The sequence below is a fragment of the Sphingomonas sp. IW22 genome (assembly GCF_041321155.1).
Lineage (GTDB): Bacteria > Pseudomonadota > Alphaproteobacteria > Sphingomonadales > Sphingomonadaceae > Sphingomonas.
Genome location: NZ_JBGGWB010000001.1, coordinates 1,953,778 through 1,968,841 on the forward strand (window position 1 = coordinate 1,953,778; position 15,064 = coordinate 1,968,841).

Genomic DNA, 15,064 nt, shown 5'->3' on the forward strand with positions numbered 1-15,064 from the left:
ATCAGTTATTGCAAGTCAATATCAACAAGCGTCAATCCGGCGCCTCGTCGTTCAGGTGTAGCACCTCACCGGCTAGATAGAGCGAACCGAGGATGAGCACCGCAGCGCGTAGTCCCCCTTGCCCCAGCCGGTCGAGCGCTGTGGGCACGTCGCGCGCCTGACCGGCGCTCAGTCCATGCTGATGGGCGAGCTTGCAGAGCAGGCCTGGTGCGTGATGAGCGTGGTGAGGCACCGGCACGGCGATCAGAGCGGCGACATGCGGTGCGATGGCCGCGATGATCCCAGCTGCATCCTTGTTCGCCAGCACGCCCAGTACGACCGTCGGCTTTTCTGCCTGTTCGGCAAGCCAGTCCGCTGCCGCTTGCGCTGCGTTCAGGTTGTGCGCGCCGTCAATGGTGATGCTGCTGCCTGGCGGCAGGCGGTCGAGCAGGGGGCCGCGACCCAGGCGCTGCATGCGGGCGGGCCAGCGTACGTCGCGCGCGGCAGTGGCAATCGCGTCGGTTGGAACATTCAGTCGATCCTGCGCCCGCAGCATGGCAGCAGCGAGAGCGAGATTCTCGTGCTGATGCGCGCCCGGCATGGCGGGCAGCGGCAGCGTGATACGGCCCTTGGCGTCAGCAACGACGATACCGTCGCCGTCACGCACACCCTGCCACTCGATCCCGCGCCGTGAGAGCGGCGCACCGGCGCGAGCCGCCACGTCGGCGATCACGCGGGTACAACTGTCGGGTTGATCGAGGGTGACCAGCGGCACGCCGCTGCGTGCGATCCCCGCCTTTTCGGCAGCAATGGCTTCGATTGTGTCGCCCAGAAATGCCTGATGGTCGATGCCCAACCGGGCAATGCCGCCAACCAGCGAAGTCGGGATCACGTTGGTGGCATCCAGCCGCCCGCCAAGCCCGACCTCGATCACGCAGGCGTCTGCCGGGGTGCGCGCAAAGGCGAGGAACGCGACCGCCGTGGTCACCTCGAAAAAACTGGCGCCGATGTCACCGCCGGCGTCCAGCACCTCGGCCAGCAACTCGCCGAGCGTTTCGTCCTCGATCAGGCGGCCGGCGACCCGGATTCGTTCATTGAAACGGACCAGATGCGGGCTGGTATAGGCATGGACGCGGTGCCCCGCCGCCTCCAGCGCACCGCGCAGCAGCGCACAGGTCGAGCCCTTGCCGTTCGTGCCCGCGACATGGAAGACCGGTGGTAGTGCGCAGTGCGGATCGCCTACGCGGCCCAGCAGGCGCGTGATGCGGTCCAGCCCCAGTACGTCCGCCCCCGGGCCCAGTGCGGCCAGCCGGTCGAGCTGGCGTTGAACGAACGGGTCGCTCGACCTTGCATGGTCCATCGGCGTGGCGCTCAGGCAGCCGCCCGTTCGTGGGTCAGATAGTCGATCAGGTTGGCCAGCGTTGCGCGCAGATCCTTGCGCTCAACCACCATGTCGATCAGCCCATGATCGCGATAATATTCGCTGGTCTGGAAGTTTTCAGGCAGCTTTTCGCGGATCGTCTGCTCGATGACGCGGCGACCGGTAAAGGCCAGCGTCGCCTTCGGCTCGGCAATTTGCACGTCGCCCAGCATGGCATAGGCGGCCATGACCCCGCCGGACGTCGGATCGGTCAGCACGACGATATAGGGCAGGCCCGCATCGTGCAGCATCTCGATCGCGACGGTGGTGCGCGGCATCTGCATCAGGCTGAGAATACCCTCCTGCATTCGCGCGCCGCCTGATGCGGTGAAGACGATGAAAGGGGCGCGTGCGGCAATCGCAGCTTCGACGCCCGCGATGAAGCCCTCGCCCACGGCCTGGCCCATCGACCCGCCCATGAAGGCGAAGTTCTGGACGCCAACCACCGCACGCCTTCCCTCGATCAGCCCGCGTGCGGAAATGAAGGCGTCCTGATCGCCGGTATCGGCGCGCGCAGCCTTCAGCCGGGCGATATAAGGTTTGGAATCGCGAAACTTCAAAGGGTCGTCAGCAACGCGGGGGGCGGGCAGGGACTTGCAGGTGCCCTCATCGAACAGATGCGCGAACCGCGCCTTCGGACCGATGCGGCCGTGATGATCGCACAATGGGCAGACCGACAGGTTCTCCTCATACTCGCGCGTGAACACCATCTGACCGCAACCCTTGCACTTGTGCCAGAGATTGTCGGGCGTCTCACGCGAAGGGACGACGGAAGCGAGCGCGTTGCGGACGCGGTTGAGCCAGCTCATGCGGGAATCCTGGAATTGACGATCGCGTCTTTCAGCGATCGGATATAGTCGGTGACATGGGGCGCAGCGGCCGCGCCGTACTGCGCCACGATTTCAACGATTGCGGAGCCGACGACCACGCCGTCGGCAACACGCGCAATCGCCGCCGCCTGTTCGGGCGTACGGACGCCGAAGCCGACGGCGATGGGCAGGTCGGTCGACTTTTTCAGCCGGGCGACCGCTTCCTCGATCGAGGCCTGGGCCGCTTGCTGCACACCCGTGATGCCCGCGACCGAGACGTAATAGATAAAGCCCGACGCGCCATCCAGCACGGCGGGCAGGCGCGCGACGTCGGTGGTCGGCGTCGCCAGCCGGATGGGTGCGATGCCGGATTCGCGCAGCTTGGGGCCGAGCGCGTCGTCCTCTTCCGGCGGCACATCGACACAGATCACGCCGTCGACGCCCGCCCGGGCCAGCGCATCGGCGAACCATGCTGCCCCGCGGCGCAGCATCGGGTTGGCATAGCCCATCAGGACCAGCGGCACGTCCGGATGGCGTTCCCTGAAACCGGTCGCGATCGACAGGATGTCGGCCGTGCGCGTGCCTGCCGCAAGGCTGCGGATATTCGCTGCCTGGATTGCCGGGCCATCGGCCATGGGATCGGTAAAGGGCATGCCCAGTTCGATTACATCAGCCCCGCCGGCGACCAGCGCGTCGAGGATCGCCGGCGTTGCTTCCGGCGCGGGATCGCCCGCAGTCACGAACGCGACCAGCGCGGGCGCGTCCTTCGCAAAAGCATCGGCAAGGCGGCTCATATCGCCACCCCCAGTGCATCGGCGACGGTAAAGATGTCCTTGTCGCCGCGCCCGCACAGATTGGCGAGGATGATCGCATCGCGCGGCATTTCGCGCGCATGCTTTGCGACGGCGGCGATGGCGTGGCTTGGCTCCAGCGCGGGAATGATGCCCTCGGTCCGGCAGAGCAGCTGGAACGCGTCCAGCGCCTCGTCATCGGTGATCGAGGTGTATTCGACGCGTCCGATTTCCTTCAGCCACGAATGTTCGGGGCCGATGCCCGGATAGTCGAGGCCAGCCGAGATCGAGTGCGCCTCAGCGATCTGGCCATCCTCGTCCTGAAGCAGATAGGTCTTGTTGCCGTGCAGCACGCCCGGCGCGCCGCCCGCCAGGCTGGCGGCATGAAGCCTGTCCAGGCCATGGCCCGCCGCCTCGACCCCCAGCATCTTCACGTCGGCATCGTCGAGGAACGGATGGAACAGGCCAATTGCGTTCGATCCGCCACCGATCGCCGCGACCAGCATGTCGGGCAGACGGCCGGTGCGCGACATCATCTGCGCGCGCGCTTCCTTGCCGATCACGCTTTGGAAATCGCGGACCAGTTCCGGATAAGGATGCGGCCCGGCGGCGGTGCCGATGATGTAGAAGGTGTCGTGGACATTGGCGACCCAGTCGCGCAGCGCCTCGTTCATTGCATCCTTCAGCGTGGCGGCGCCGCTGGCGACCGGGCGCACTTCGGCCCCGAGCAGCTTCATGCGGAACACATTTGGCTGCTGCCGCTCCACATCCTTCGCGCCCATGAAAATGGTGCAGGGCAGGCCAAAGCGCGCGCATACGGTGGCGGTCGCCACGCCGTGCTGGCCTGCGCCGGTTTCCGCGATGATCCGCGTCTTGCCCATGCGGATCGCCAGCAGGATCTGGCCGATGCAATTGTTGATCTTGTGTGCGCCGGTGTGGTTCAGCTCGTCACGCTTGAACCAGACCTGCGCGCCCATGCCCGGCTCCGCGCTTTCGCGCAGCGCGTCGGTCAGTCGTTCCGCATAATAAAGCGGGCTGGGGCGGCCGACATAATGTTCCAGCAGATCCTCGAACTGGGCCGTAAAGGCGGGGTCCGCCTTGGCCGCGCGATATTCGCGTTCCAGGTCCAGGATCAGCGGCATCAGCGTTTCGGCGACATAGCGGCCGCCGAACTGACCGAAATGGCCGCGTTCGTCGGGCTGCTGGCGCAAGCTGTTGGGCTGCGCGGCGATAGCGTTTTCGGGGGCAATCATCGTGCCCGCGCTTTAGCACAGGCGTGGCAGAGGGGAAGCCCGTCGCTCAGGCTTCCGCTACCGCCAAAAGGAACGCGGCGACTTTGCCGCTGTCTTTTACGCCCGGCGCGCTTTCGACGCCGGAAGAGACATCGACGATTGGCGCGCCGGTCCGGCGAACGGCCTCCGCCACGTTCGCCGCGTCCAGCCCGCCTGACAGCGCCCATGGCGCAGGGTGGCGATAGCCGTCCAGCAGCCCCCAGTCGAAGCGCAGTCCCATACCACCGGGCAGCGCCGCGCTGTCAGGCGTCTTAGCATCGTAAAGGATACGGTCGGCCAGCCCCGCAAGCGGACGTGCGCCTTCAAGATCGGCACGTGTCTTGACCGCCACCGCGACCCATAGCGGCAATCCCGTCCGGTCCCGGATCGCGGCGATGCGCGCGGGAGCAGTCTTGTGCAACTGCAACGTGTCGAGCCGTCCCGCGGCAATCGCCTGATCCAACAGCGCGTCGTCAGGGTCCACGAACACGCCCACGCGGCCAACATGCGCCGGCACTCGTCCCGCCAGCGCGGCGGCGCGGTCGAATGACAAGTGGCGGGGGGAGGGGGGGAAGAACACGAGTCCGACATGTGCCGCACCGCCGCCGATTGCCGCGTCCAATGTATCCGGCGTCGACAGGCCACAGATTTTTGCGCTCGTCATATTTCTATCCAAAAATGCTGCGTCGCGGCAATTTGTTCATCTGGTGGTTAGCTTTACGCTGGTATCCCCATGCGCTCAGGAGGTTGCGATGAGCAAGATGCAGGCGTTTCTCCGTGCGCGTTCGCGTGCAAGTCTGGCCGCGATGCTGCTGGCGGGCGGCATCGGCCTTTATCTGATCGGCACGAAGGTCGGCGACACGCTGGCGGGATTTGCCGCCGCCGTCTGACCGACCGTCGGTCAGAGCGTCGCTTCGATCGCGCGCGCGGCGGCGTCGGGGTCTTCGGCCTGTGTGATCGGCCGACCGATGACGAGGATCGACGCCCCCGCATCCAGTGCGGCGCGCGGTGTCACCACCCGCTTCTGGTCACCCACCGGACCTTCTGCCGGGCGCACGCCGGGCACCACGAAAAAGCCCTGCGGCCACGCCTTTTTGGCCGCTGCAACCTCCGCCCCGGAACAGACGATACCGTCCACGCCGGCATCTCGCGCCAGTTCGCTCAGGCGAAGCACCTGTTCATGCGGTGCCCGCTCCACGCCGATCGAGCGCAGATCCTCTCCGTCCAGGCTGGTCAGTGTCGTTACCGCCACCACCTTGGTGCCGCTGGGCGCCGCTGCTTTCGCATCCTCCAGCATCGAGCGGCCACCCGATGCGTGAACGGTCAGGATCGCAGGCTCCAGCGGGCGAAGCGCCTGAATGGCCTTTGCCACCGTGTTCGGAATGTCGTGAAATTTCAGGTCGAGGAAGATCGGCAGACCGATTTCCGCCATATCCTTCACGCCTGAACGGCCATTGGCCATGAAAAATTCCAGGCCCAGCTTGATGCCGCCGACATGGTTGCGAACGCGCTGAGCAATCAGGCGCGCACGGTCGATATCCGGAGTGTCGATCGCGACATAGATCGGCGTGCTCATACCCGCGCCTCCGGCGCTACGGTGTCGTTCATCGCAAGCGGTGCGTCGGGGCTCTCGATATCGGCCGCCAGCGGCTCGACCGAAGTCGCATGGGTCGTGCGCAGGTCGGTCAGCGTACGTTCCGCGCTGGCAAGGCGCGACTTCAACCGCCAACGCGTGCCCAGATGCAGGAAATAGGTGGGCAGAAAACCCAGCAGGAACATCGCGCCCATCAACAGCGGCAGGTTGATGTCGGCCACCAGACCACCCCACAGCTTCACGGGCACCGGCGCCCAGTTGTTGAATGAAAAGGCAACGACGATGCCGGCGACCAGCACCCAGATCAACGTTCGCAGAAACTGCATTCGGGCCCCTTTTTGGGATGTGTTCTTTGCCCGGATGCTACGCGCTAATCACCGCCCTGACCAGTCCGCTCGCCCAGTTCCGCGCGGATCGACGCGATCAGCCCCGGAATGGCGGTCAGCCGTCCTTCCTCCTCATCAAGGATGGCGTGGAACAGCGCCTGCTTGATGGCGGTCGTCCGGCCGGGGCGCAGCCTTGTTGCCGGGGGCAGGGACGACAACAGGATATCAACCAGCCGCTCCGCACCGTGCAGGCGTCCCCACAGATAGTCGTTCTCGCGATAGGTTCGGCTGAAGAACGCGCCGAACGCGTGGAACTGTATCCCCTTCAGGCACGCGTTCGCACCGCCTTCGCGAATGGCGGTGGCGTCGTCGGGGCTGATCCGGTCGACGCGAACGGGATCGAATTCGTCCAGCCCCTCACCCTGGAGCAGCGGCAGCGTCGCGATGTCGAAAAAGGGAAAACCAAGATAGGCGAGCAGCAGCGGGCGGCGCAGGTCGCGCGTCAGGCCGCTGAACGCCTTTGCCAGTGCCGCATCGGTGGCCGCATCCAGGGTCCGCAGATCAAGCGCCGTGTCCAGAGCCTGCAGGGCATTCTCCGCATCGCCGGGCAGGCGCCGTGCGACGGGCTTCAACGCGGCGTGCGTCTCCGAACGCTGTCGCTCCAGATAGGCGGATAATGCCGAATAGGTCGCGTCGCGCACTTCGGACAGATCGGCGCGGTCTTGCTCGCCATCCTGCTCCCCGATCCGCCGGACCAGCAGGCGCAGGCGGCGGATGCGAAAGCCCAGGTCGAAACTGCGGAGGAACTCGATCGCTTCTGCCGTTGCGCCGCCGGAATGGGCGGTGCCGATGCCGAACGCGCCGCGTGCCCTCGCGGCTTCGGCAATGGCATCGCGCACGCGCCGCTGCGGTTCGGGGCCGTCGCGGCTGGCCAGCTGGTTGAACAGCTGGGCGATACGGTCGATCACGCCCTCGACCTTCAACAGGCCATAGGCGGCCTGACCATATCCGGCCTTGCCCGCTGCGGCGGACTGCGCGCGGCGGCGCCACGCCGCCAGCCGCCGGGGCGTGGGGTAGTCGAGGAGGAAGGTATAGCCGAACAGGCTTTCCACCTGTCCCTCAACCTCACCGCGCAACTGTTCGAGAATGCTGTGCATCCGCTCGATCCGGGCCGAGCGGGCGGACAGCGTTTCCAGGCTGTCGCGAATGGGTTGTTGACGCGGAATCTCGGAAAGGGCCCCGATCAGCGTCTGGAAAAATCCGGGCAGCCCTTCGATCTGTCCGTTCAGCGCAAAGCGAAAGCCCGGCGCGGGGTCGATGAACACGAAGCGGCGGTCGATCTGCCGCCGCGCCGGTCGTTCTCGAAGTGCGGCGATGGCGGGGCGAAAGGGGGCATTGGCCAGTACCGAACCGTCGATCAGTACGGCCTTTTCCGCCGCCTTGACGCTGGCGTGGCGCGGCATTGCCCGTGCCAGAAAGGCATCGCGCCCCGGCCATTCCCCACCGCGCGCGGCGATCGCCCGGTCCAGTTCCGCCACGTTAAATGGCGGGAAGGCACCCGGAAAGCTCGACGTCGCGCGCGCGGCAAAGGTTAGGTCGGCGGGTTCGGCGAATGCCTCCCCCGTGCGCCCCTGGCTGGCGAAGGACAGGACCAGACGATGCTCCGTCTCCACCACTTCCGGCGGTGAATTGATGCGCAATCGTTCGGGATGCCCGGCAAAGTCGGTGACGGTGACGAACAGGTCCAGCGGCTGGCCGTGCGGCAGCAAGCGCGGCCCCGCCGGTGCCTTGGCCATCGCATCAAACGCATCGAGCAACAGCCCGCACAGCAACTCACCGCCAAAGGGCGGTTCGAACCAGCGGGAGCGGACGAAATGGTCGAGCTTGGCGCGCACTTCATCGCGCGCGGCCAGTTCGACGGTTTCGTCGACCATCTTGTTCCCGGCCGCCATCCACGCGATCGGACGCGCCCAGAATTTGGTCATCGAATGGCTGGGCGCCTGAGCGGGGTCGATCAACCCTTCTACGTCGGCATGTTCCAGCCACAGGTCGGTCAGCGGATCCAGACTCTGCCCGGTTTCAATCGCCTGCGCGAAAAAGACGCTGTTGATCCCCCCGGCACTTGCGCCCGCCAGAATATCGACCAGTACACGCAGGCGCAGGCCCGAAGCCTCCGCAATCTCTTCGAAAACGGCGCGATAGACGCCCTGCGTCCCGCCCGATGGCGGGTCGCCCGCGCACCACGCCTGGCTGGCGCATACCAGTCGCCACAGCTCCTTGGTGATGCCGTGCATGTATATCGCAAGGCTGATCCCGCCATAGCAGACCAGCGCAAGTCGGAGCTCCTTGTCGCGCATCAGCGGATCGTTGCCCAGATCGGCAGATGGTCCGACGCCACGCGCGCCGATGGGCTCATATGAACGCCGCAATCGGTGATGGTCAGTTGCGGGCTGACGATGATGCGGTCCAGCCGCCCGACCGGCCGCTGTGCGTGAAAGCTGGGGCCGGTTTCGGCAATCGCATGATCGCGGGCGAAGTCCTTAAGGCAACCGCCCGCGCCCCGCCATTCGTTCAGGTCGCCCATCATTACGCACGGCATCGGATTGCCATCGGCCAGGTGATCCAGCACCGCCTTCGCCTGCCGCCGCCGCCACAGGCCGGACAGGTCCAGATGCATGCCCACCACGCGGATCGTGTGTCGGCCCAGCCGGACATCCGCGCTGACCGCGCCGCGCGGCTCCAGCGCGGGCAGATGTACCGGGGTGCAGGCGAGTATCTCGGCCGATTTGCGGACCAGCAGGACGTTGCCGTGCCATCCCATGCTGGCAGCGCGGATCGCGACGGGTACTGCCTGATAATCGCTGTGTTCGGACAAAAGGTGCGGCGTCAGCACCGCCGCACGCGTGCCAAAGCGCCGGTCGGCTTCCTGAAGCGCGACGATATCGGCGTCGATTTCGTTCAGCACTTCAAGAATGCGTTCGGGGCGGCGCTGACGGTCGGTGCCGACCGCCTTTCGCATGTTGTAGCTGGCGACCTTTAGCATCAAGATTGGTTTAGCGTGGTCATGGCGCAGGGGGAACGGTGCGCGGATATGCCGGTTCCCTCATCGCGGCAGCTCGATCCGGGCGACCAGACCGCCGCCAGCCCGGTTTTCCAACGTCACACGCCCGCCAGCATCGCGCACGATCGCGCGGGTCAGTGCCAGGCCAAGGCCGATGCCGCCGGTTTCACGATTGCGAGAGCTTTCCAGGCGTACGAAAGGGTCGAACACCGCGTCCAGCTTGTCGACCGGCAGGCCGGGGCCACGATCGCATACCGCAATGACGACGCGATTGAGTTCTGCGGTAATCTGCACTTCTGCGGCACCGGCATATTTGATGGCATTTTCGATCAGGTTGCGCACCGCGCGGCGCATCAGGCTGGGGCGCAGGCGCATGCGGATGCGATCAGCCTCGTCGAACGCGACGTCGTGGTCCAGATCGCGAAAATCCTCGACCACCGCATCGACCAGCGCGGCCATGTCGACGTCGGCAATCGGCTCGCTGGGGCGACCCAGCCGCGCGAGCGACAGGATGTCCTCCAACGTGCGGTGCATCTCCCCTACGATATCGGCCATGCGCTGACGGTCGGCATCGTCCTCGACCGACTCGATCCGCACGCGCAGCGCTGCCAGCGGGGTCCGCAGATCGTGGCCGATGGCGCCCAGCATCCGGTCCTTTTCGTCGAGCATCGCCGACACGCGCGCCGACAATTCGTTATAGGCCGCGATCAGCGCCCGGACGTCACCGGGGCCGCGCTCCGTCATGGGTTCGGGATCGCCGCCGGGGGCAAAGGCGCGCGCGCGGGCGGTCAACTCGCTCAACGGTCGCGTCACGCGCCGCCCGATCCACAGGACAGGCAGCAGCACGACGGCGTAGAGGATAAGCGTCTGGGCAATAAGCTGCCACAACAAGGTACGCTCGGCGCGCGGCCATGGCCCGCTGAGCGTCAGCCAGCGCCCGTCGCGCAGTTGTACGCCCACCACCACCTCCGCACCCAGATTGGCCAGCCGGCGCGCGCGGTCGCGGCGCATCCCGGCAAGGCGCGGATCGTCGGCGGAATAATGGCGGATGCCGCTGACCACCGCACGATAGGCGATGTTGCTCTCCGCCAGTCCGCTGCGGATGCCGAATTCGATGTCCTCCGCCGGGCGCAGGCCGGGCGGGACGGGATTGCGCGCCGCCAGCCGAACGCGCGCGCGGGGCCGGTCGAACGGGGCAAGTCGTCCGGCCTGCAATCGTTCGGCCGCATCGACCATGCGCGTGACGGTCGGCACGACGATCTGCGTAAAGCGAAGCTCGCGCCGCTCGCGATAGAGCAAGGCGAAATTGATCGCCTGTGCCACGAACAGCGCGACCGCGACCAGAAGCGCGATCTGTCCCGACAGGCTGCGCGGCCAGCGCGGTCGTGCGATCACAGCCGCGTCACCTCTGCCGCCAGCGTATAGCCGCCGCCCCACACCGTCTTGATGATCGCAGGGTTCTTCGGATCGGCCTCGATCTTCTTTCGCAAGCGGCTGACCTGATTGTCGATGGCGCGGTCGAACGCCGCCGCCTCACGCCCCTGCGTCAGGTCAAGCAACTGATCGCGTGTCAGCACCTGTCGCGGGCGGGTGGCCAGTGCCAGCAGCAGATTGAACTCGCCGGTGGACAGCGGCACCTCTACGCCCTCCCGGTCGACCAGCGTGCGCTCGCCCGTTTTCAGCACCCAGCCTGCAAAGGCATAGGCGCCGGCGTCCGGCGCATGCTGGCGCACCGCACCCGTCGCGACGCGGCGCAGGATCACCTTGATCCGCGCCAGCAGCTCGCGTGGGGAAAAGGGCTTCACCACATAATCGTCCGCGCCCATTTCAAGGCCAACGATGCGGTCGGTCTCCTCGCTGCGGGCCGTCAACAGGATCACGGGCGTCTCGCTCGTTTCACGAATGTGGCGACACAGGCTCAGTCCGTCTTCGCCCGGCATCATGATGTCCAGGATCGCCAGATCGATGGCATAGGCAGCCAGCCGTGCGCGCGCGCCCTCCGCATCGCCCGCCTGGGTAACACGAAATCCCTGTTTGGTCAGATATTGCGCCAATGGCTCACGGATCGAGCGTTCGTCATCGACAAGCAGAAGATGGGGGGTATCGGCCATATGCTCACCCTGAAGCGGTTGACGCGGATTGGCTAGAGGGGGTGGAGCCGGGTGGGCGTGGGGGAGGAGCATCCCGCCCGGCTCCCCGGCAAGGTCAGTTGCCGGTTGGCGGTGTCGGCGCGCCGCCATGGCCGCGCATGCCGCGGTGGCTCATGCGCTTGTCGCGCATTGCCTGGGTTTCGGCGGCGTCAAGGCGACCATCGCCATTGCTGTCGATCCGCTGGAAACGCTGCGTCGCGCCGGCGCGGAACTCGGCTTGGCTGACCGATCCGTTCCGGTCCGTGTCGAGGCGGGTGAGCATACGCTGCGCCATTTTTCCGCCGCGCTTGCCCATCTTCTGGGCGCGTGCCTCGCGGCGTTCGGCTCGCTGCTGACGGAGCGCCTCAACTTCGGCCTGGGTGACCTGTCCGTCCCGATTGGTGTCGAGCCGGGTGAAATGCTGGTCGGCACGGCTGATCGCCTCCTCCTGCGTGGCGGGGGGCTGCATCCGCATCCGGGCGCCAGCGGGCGGGGTCTGCTGCGCAGCAAAGGCGGTGCTGGCAAGCACGGTCGAACCCAGCGCGGCGGCGATGACGATACGGGGCATTTTGGGGCGTTTCATGTGTCGCGTTCCATTGTGTTGGTCCGGGCCATTCCGAACCTGTGAGCATCAAAATGCCGTCGTCATGTCGCGCGGATATGTCGTGCGGGCGCAATATTGTCGCGAATTGTCGCCATGCCGATGAACGGTTGCGAAAAGCAACTGTTCGCAAGCGGGGTATGGCGATGCAGCAATTGCGTTTGCGCAACATCTTTCCCGAATAAGAGCGATGTGGGCGCGATTCCTCTTGACGCCAACGGCGCGCCATTCATTATTCGAGAGACGGGTATGCGCCGGAACAGAGCCGCGACCCGGGAGGAGAGGATATGACCAAGCCGCAGCTCATGACTGCCTGTGGGTTCCTTGCATTCGCGTTTGCCGGGGTCACGCCAGCAATGGCTCAGCAGGAAACCGACCCTGCGGCCGCCCCGGCATCCGCGACCGAGCAGGCCAGTACCGCACAGGATACGCAGAACGCCGGCGACATTATCGTGACGGCTCAGGGTCGCGCCCAGTTGCTGACCGATGTGCCGGTCGCGGTGTCCGCGGTGTCCGCCGAATCGCTTCAGCTGTCGGGCGCGACCGACATCCGTGCGCTGAACCAGCTGGCCCCGTCGCTGCTCGTCAGCTCGACCGGGACCGAGGCGAACGGGTCGGCCCGTATCCGCGGTATCGGTACGGTTGGCGACAATCCGGGCCTGGAAAGCTCGGTCGCCGTGTTCATCGACGGGGTGTATCGCTCCCGTTCGGGGATCGGCCTGAACGAACTGGGCGAAATCGACCGGGTTGAGGTGCTGCGCGGGCCGCAAGGGACGTTGTTCGGCCGCAATGCGTCGGCGGGTATCATCAACATCGTGTCGAAACAGCCGACCTATGAATTGGGCGGCATGGCCGAGGTCACCTATGGCAATTATGATTTCTGGCGCTTTCAGGGCGCACTGAACCTGCCGATCACCAAAAATCTGGCTGCCCGCGTCGACGGCGTTTATGCAAAGCGCGACGGCTTCTATTACGACGCCGCGAACGACATCGACGTGAACAATCGCGATCGCTTCTTTGTTCGCGGTCAGCTCCGCTGGGAACCGACCAGCGACATCAATGTCCGCATCATCGGCGACTATACCAAGCGTGATGAGCGGTGCTGCGGCGCGACCTATGTTGACTCGTCGGTCAATCAGTTCGTCGGTAATCTGAACAGCCCGGCAACGCCGCTGACCACCGGTCTGGCGGGCGGCAACAACATCATCAACGTCCTGCGCGATCTTGGGCAACCGATCGGGTCGTTCACGCCCGGCTATGACCGGACCATCTATTCGACGCCGGGCCGCAGCTTTGACGGGCAGACCGAGGACAAGGGGGTTTCGGCACAGGTCGACTGGGATTTCGGCGGCGCGACGCTCACCTCGATCACGGCTTACCGCGACTATCTGACCGATCAGGGATCGGACACCGACTACTCCACGATCGACATCCTCTATCGCGCGGCCGACGGCAATGCGAGCCGCCGGTTCGAGACGTTCAGCCAGGAACTGCGGCTCCAGGGCGAAGCATTTGGCGGCACGCTCGACTGGTTGATCGGCGGCTATTACGCCAACGAAGATTTGACCGTCCGGGACAATCTGCGCTTCGGCAACCAATATGGCCGTTTCGCCACATGCCGCATCATTTCGGGCGGCGCGCTGGCGACGCTTTATTCCCCGACCAACGCCGCCTGCATCAGCCCCACGGGCCGGGCGGTGCTGAACGGGCAGGTGCCGACTGTGCCGTCGCCGCTGGGCGCGGCCGGGCCGCTGGTGGTTGCGGCACTCGACCGGCTGGATGCCATCAACGATCGCGGCACGGGGGTCGATGTTTATGAACAGAACAGCCGCAACTATGCGTTTTTCACGCACAACATCGTCCACTTGACTGATACGCTCGATCTGACCGTCGGCGTTCGTTACACGAATGAGCGCAAGCGGCTGAATGCGCGTTTCACCAACGACAATGTGAACTGCGTCGCGAATCAGCAGGCGCTGGGCAGCTTCTTGACCAATCCGGCGCTGGCTGCGGTTGCGGGCGGGATCATCGGCCTGTCGTGCCAGGGCAATTCGACCAGCGAGCTGAACGGCGCGTCGATCGCCGACGAACGGAACGAGGACGAGTTCACGGGAACCGCCGTCCTGTCATGGAAGCCCACCCCTGATCTGCTTTTGTACGGCAGCTATTCGCGGGGGTACAAGGCGGGCGGCTTCAACCTTGACAGATCGGCGTTGAAAAGTCCGCTGGCTAGCTTTGCCGCGCTGGGCGGGCCGCAGGCATTGACCCGCAACCTGCAATTCGACCCCGAAATCAACAACGCCTATGAAATCGGCGCCAAATATTCGGTTCGCGACTTCACCCTGACGTTGGCTGCGTTCCGACAGGAGTTCAAGAACTTCCAGCTCAACACCTTCAACGGCGCCGTCTTCCTGGTCGCTACGGTCAATGCCTGCGACACCGATCTGGCGGGCGGCGACCGCGATACCAGCGCAGCGACGGGTGCGTGTCCTGCCGACGATGTGCAATATGGTGTCGTGTCTCAGGGCGTCGAGCTTGAGGCTAACTTGTCACCCGTGCGTGATGTGAACATCAACCTGGGCATGACCTATGCCGACACGCATTACCGGGAAAACCTGGTCGGCAGCGCAAGCGGCATTCCGCTCGACCCGGCGCTTCGGGTGTTGCCGGGCAATCAACTGTCCAACGCCCCCGAAATCGTCGCAACGGGCAGCCTGTCGTGGACGCCCGAAATCGGCAGCTCTGGCCTGCGTGGCCTGTTCTATATCGACACGCGCCTGACCGACGATTTCAACACCGGTTCGGACCTGTTCCCGCAAAAGCTTCAGGACAGCTTCGTGCTGGTCAACGCACGCGTCGGCATTCGTGGGCGCGATGAGCGTTGGGCGCTGGAATTGTGGGCACAGAATCTGACCAACACCCAATATGCACAGGTCGCGTTCAACTCACCGTTCCAACAGGGAGCGAACGGTGCGCCCTTCGTCGACCCGAAATATCCGGGCGGCCGTCAGGTCTTTTCGCAATATCTGGCCGAACCGCGAACCTATGGCGTGACGCTCAGGACGCGCTTCTAATCGGAGGGG

At 65.4% G+C, this 15,064-nt stretch carries 14 protein-coding genes; 2 read left to right on the forward strand and 12 right to left on the reverse strand.

Annotated elements, in window-relative coordinates; all coding sequences use genetic code 11:
• Positions 1-31 precede the first annotated feature (31 nt).
• The 5 genes from ACAX61_RS09560 to ACAX61_RS09580 are packed head-to-tail and all read right to left on the reverse strand — an operon-like array spanning position 32 to position 4,934.
• Positions 32-1,339, reverse strand: a complete 1,308-nt coding sequence (locus ACAX61_RS09560) for a bifunctional folylpolyglutamate synthase/dihydrofolate synthase (protein ID WP_370714530.1) — start codon at positions 1,337-1,339, stop codon at positions 32-34.
• An 11-nt stretch (positions 1,340-1,350) separates the two neighbouring features.
• On the reverse strand, positions 1,351-2,208 hold the full coding sequence (gene accD / locus ACAX61_RS09565; RefSeq protein WP_370714531.1) for an acetyl-CoA carboxylase, carboxyltransferase subunit beta: 858 nt from the start codon (positions 2,206-2,208) through the stop codon (positions 1,351-1,353).
• Positions 2,205-3,002 carry a tryptophan synthase subunit alpha gene (gene trpA, locus ACAX61_RS09570; protein WP_370714532.1) on the reverse strand — a complete coding sequence of 266 codons (798 nt, stop codon included), beginning with the start codon at positions 3,000-3,002 and terminating at the stop codon, positions 2,205-2,207. Before trpA ends, accD begins: the two co-directional genes overlap by 4 nt.
• Complete coding sequence (gene trpB / locus ACAX61_RS09575) at positions 2,999-4,252, reverse strand: tryptophan synthase subunit beta (RefSeq protein ID WP_370714533.1); 1,254 nt, start codon at positions 4,250-4,252, stop codon at positions 2,999-3,001. The genes trpA and trpB overlap by 4 nt, the downstream gene beginning before the upstream one ends.
• A gap of 46 nt (positions 4,253-4,298) precedes the next feature.
• Positions 4,299-4,934, reverse strand: coding sequence for a phosphoribosylanthranilate isomerase (locus ACAX61_RS09580; RefSeq protein ID WP_370714534.1), 636 nt, complete (start codon positions 4,932-4,934; stop codon positions 4,299-4,301).
• An 88-nt stretch (positions 4,935-5,022) separates the two neighbouring features.
• On the opposite strand from ACAX61_RS09580, the gene ACAX61_RS09585 reads away from it, so the two are divergent.
• Positions 5,023-5,160, forward strand: a complete 138-nt coding sequence (locus tag ACAX61_RS09585; RefSeq protein ID WP_370714535.1) for a hypothetical protein — start codon at positions 5,023-5,025, stop codon at positions 5,158-5,160.
• A gap of 11 nt (positions 5,161-5,171) precedes the next feature.
• Here ACAX61_RS09585 and pyrF read toward each other — a convergent pair whose 3' ends face one another.
• The 7 genes from pyrF to ACAX61_RS09620 form a co-directional block, all read right to left on the reverse strand.
• Positions 5,172-5,846: an orotidine-5'-phosphate decarboxylase gene (gene pyrF, locus ACAX61_RS09590; RefSeq protein WP_370714536.1), complete on the reverse strand. Its 675-nt coding sequence runs from the start codon at positions 5,844-5,846 to the stop codon at positions 5,172-5,174.
• Positions 5,843-6,190 (reverse strand): LapA family protein, encoded by a 348-nt coding sequence (locus tag ACAX61_RS09595; protein ID WP_370714537.1) that lies wholly within the window; start codon positions 6,188-6,190, stop codon positions 5,843-5,845. The genes pyrF and ACAX61_RS09595 overlap by 4 nt, the downstream gene beginning before the upstream one ends.
• A 44-nt stretch (positions 6,191-6,234) precedes the next feature.
• Complete coding sequence (locus ACAX61_RS09600) at positions 6,235-8,547, reverse strand: patatin-like protein (RefSeq protein WP_370714538.1); 2,313 nt, start codon at positions 8,545-8,547, stop codon at positions 6,235-6,237.
• Positions 8,547-9,233: an endonuclease/exonuclease/phosphatase family protein gene (locus ACAX61_RS09605; RefSeq protein WP_370714539.1), complete on the reverse strand. Its 687-nt coding sequence runs from the start codon at positions 9,231-9,233 to the stop codon at positions 8,547-8,549. Before ACAX61_RS09605 ends, ACAX61_RS09600 begins: the two co-directional genes overlap by 1 nt.
• 60 nt (positions 9,234-9,293) lie before the next feature.
• Complete coding sequence (locus tag ACAX61_RS09610) at positions 9,294-10,646, reverse strand: sensor histidine kinase (RefSeq protein ID WP_370714540.1); 1,353 nt, start codon at positions 10,644-10,646, stop codon at positions 9,294-9,296.
• Positions 10,643-11,362, reverse strand: coding sequence for a response regulator (locus ACAX61_RS09615; RefSeq protein WP_370714541.1), 720 nt, complete (start codon positions 11,360-11,362; stop codon positions 10,643-10,645). Before ACAX61_RS09615 ends, ACAX61_RS09610 begins: the two co-directional genes overlap by 4 nt.
• Before the next feature lie 94 nt (positions 11,363-11,456).
• On the reverse strand, positions 11,457-11,963 hold the full coding sequence (locus tag ACAX61_RS09620; RefSeq protein ID WP_370714542.1) for an EF-hand domain-containing protein: 507 nt from the start codon (positions 11,961-11,963) through the stop codon (positions 11,457-11,459).
• Between the two features lie 305 nt (positions 11,964-12,268).
• On the opposite strand from ACAX61_RS09620, the gene ACAX61_RS09625 reads away from it, so the two are divergent.
• Positions 12,269-15,055: a TonB-dependent receptor gene (locus ACAX61_RS09625; RefSeq protein WP_370714543.1), complete on the forward strand. Its 2,787-nt coding sequence runs from the start codon at positions 12,269-12,271 to the stop codon at positions 15,053-15,055.
• Positions 15,056-15,064 lie beyond the last annotated feature (9 nt).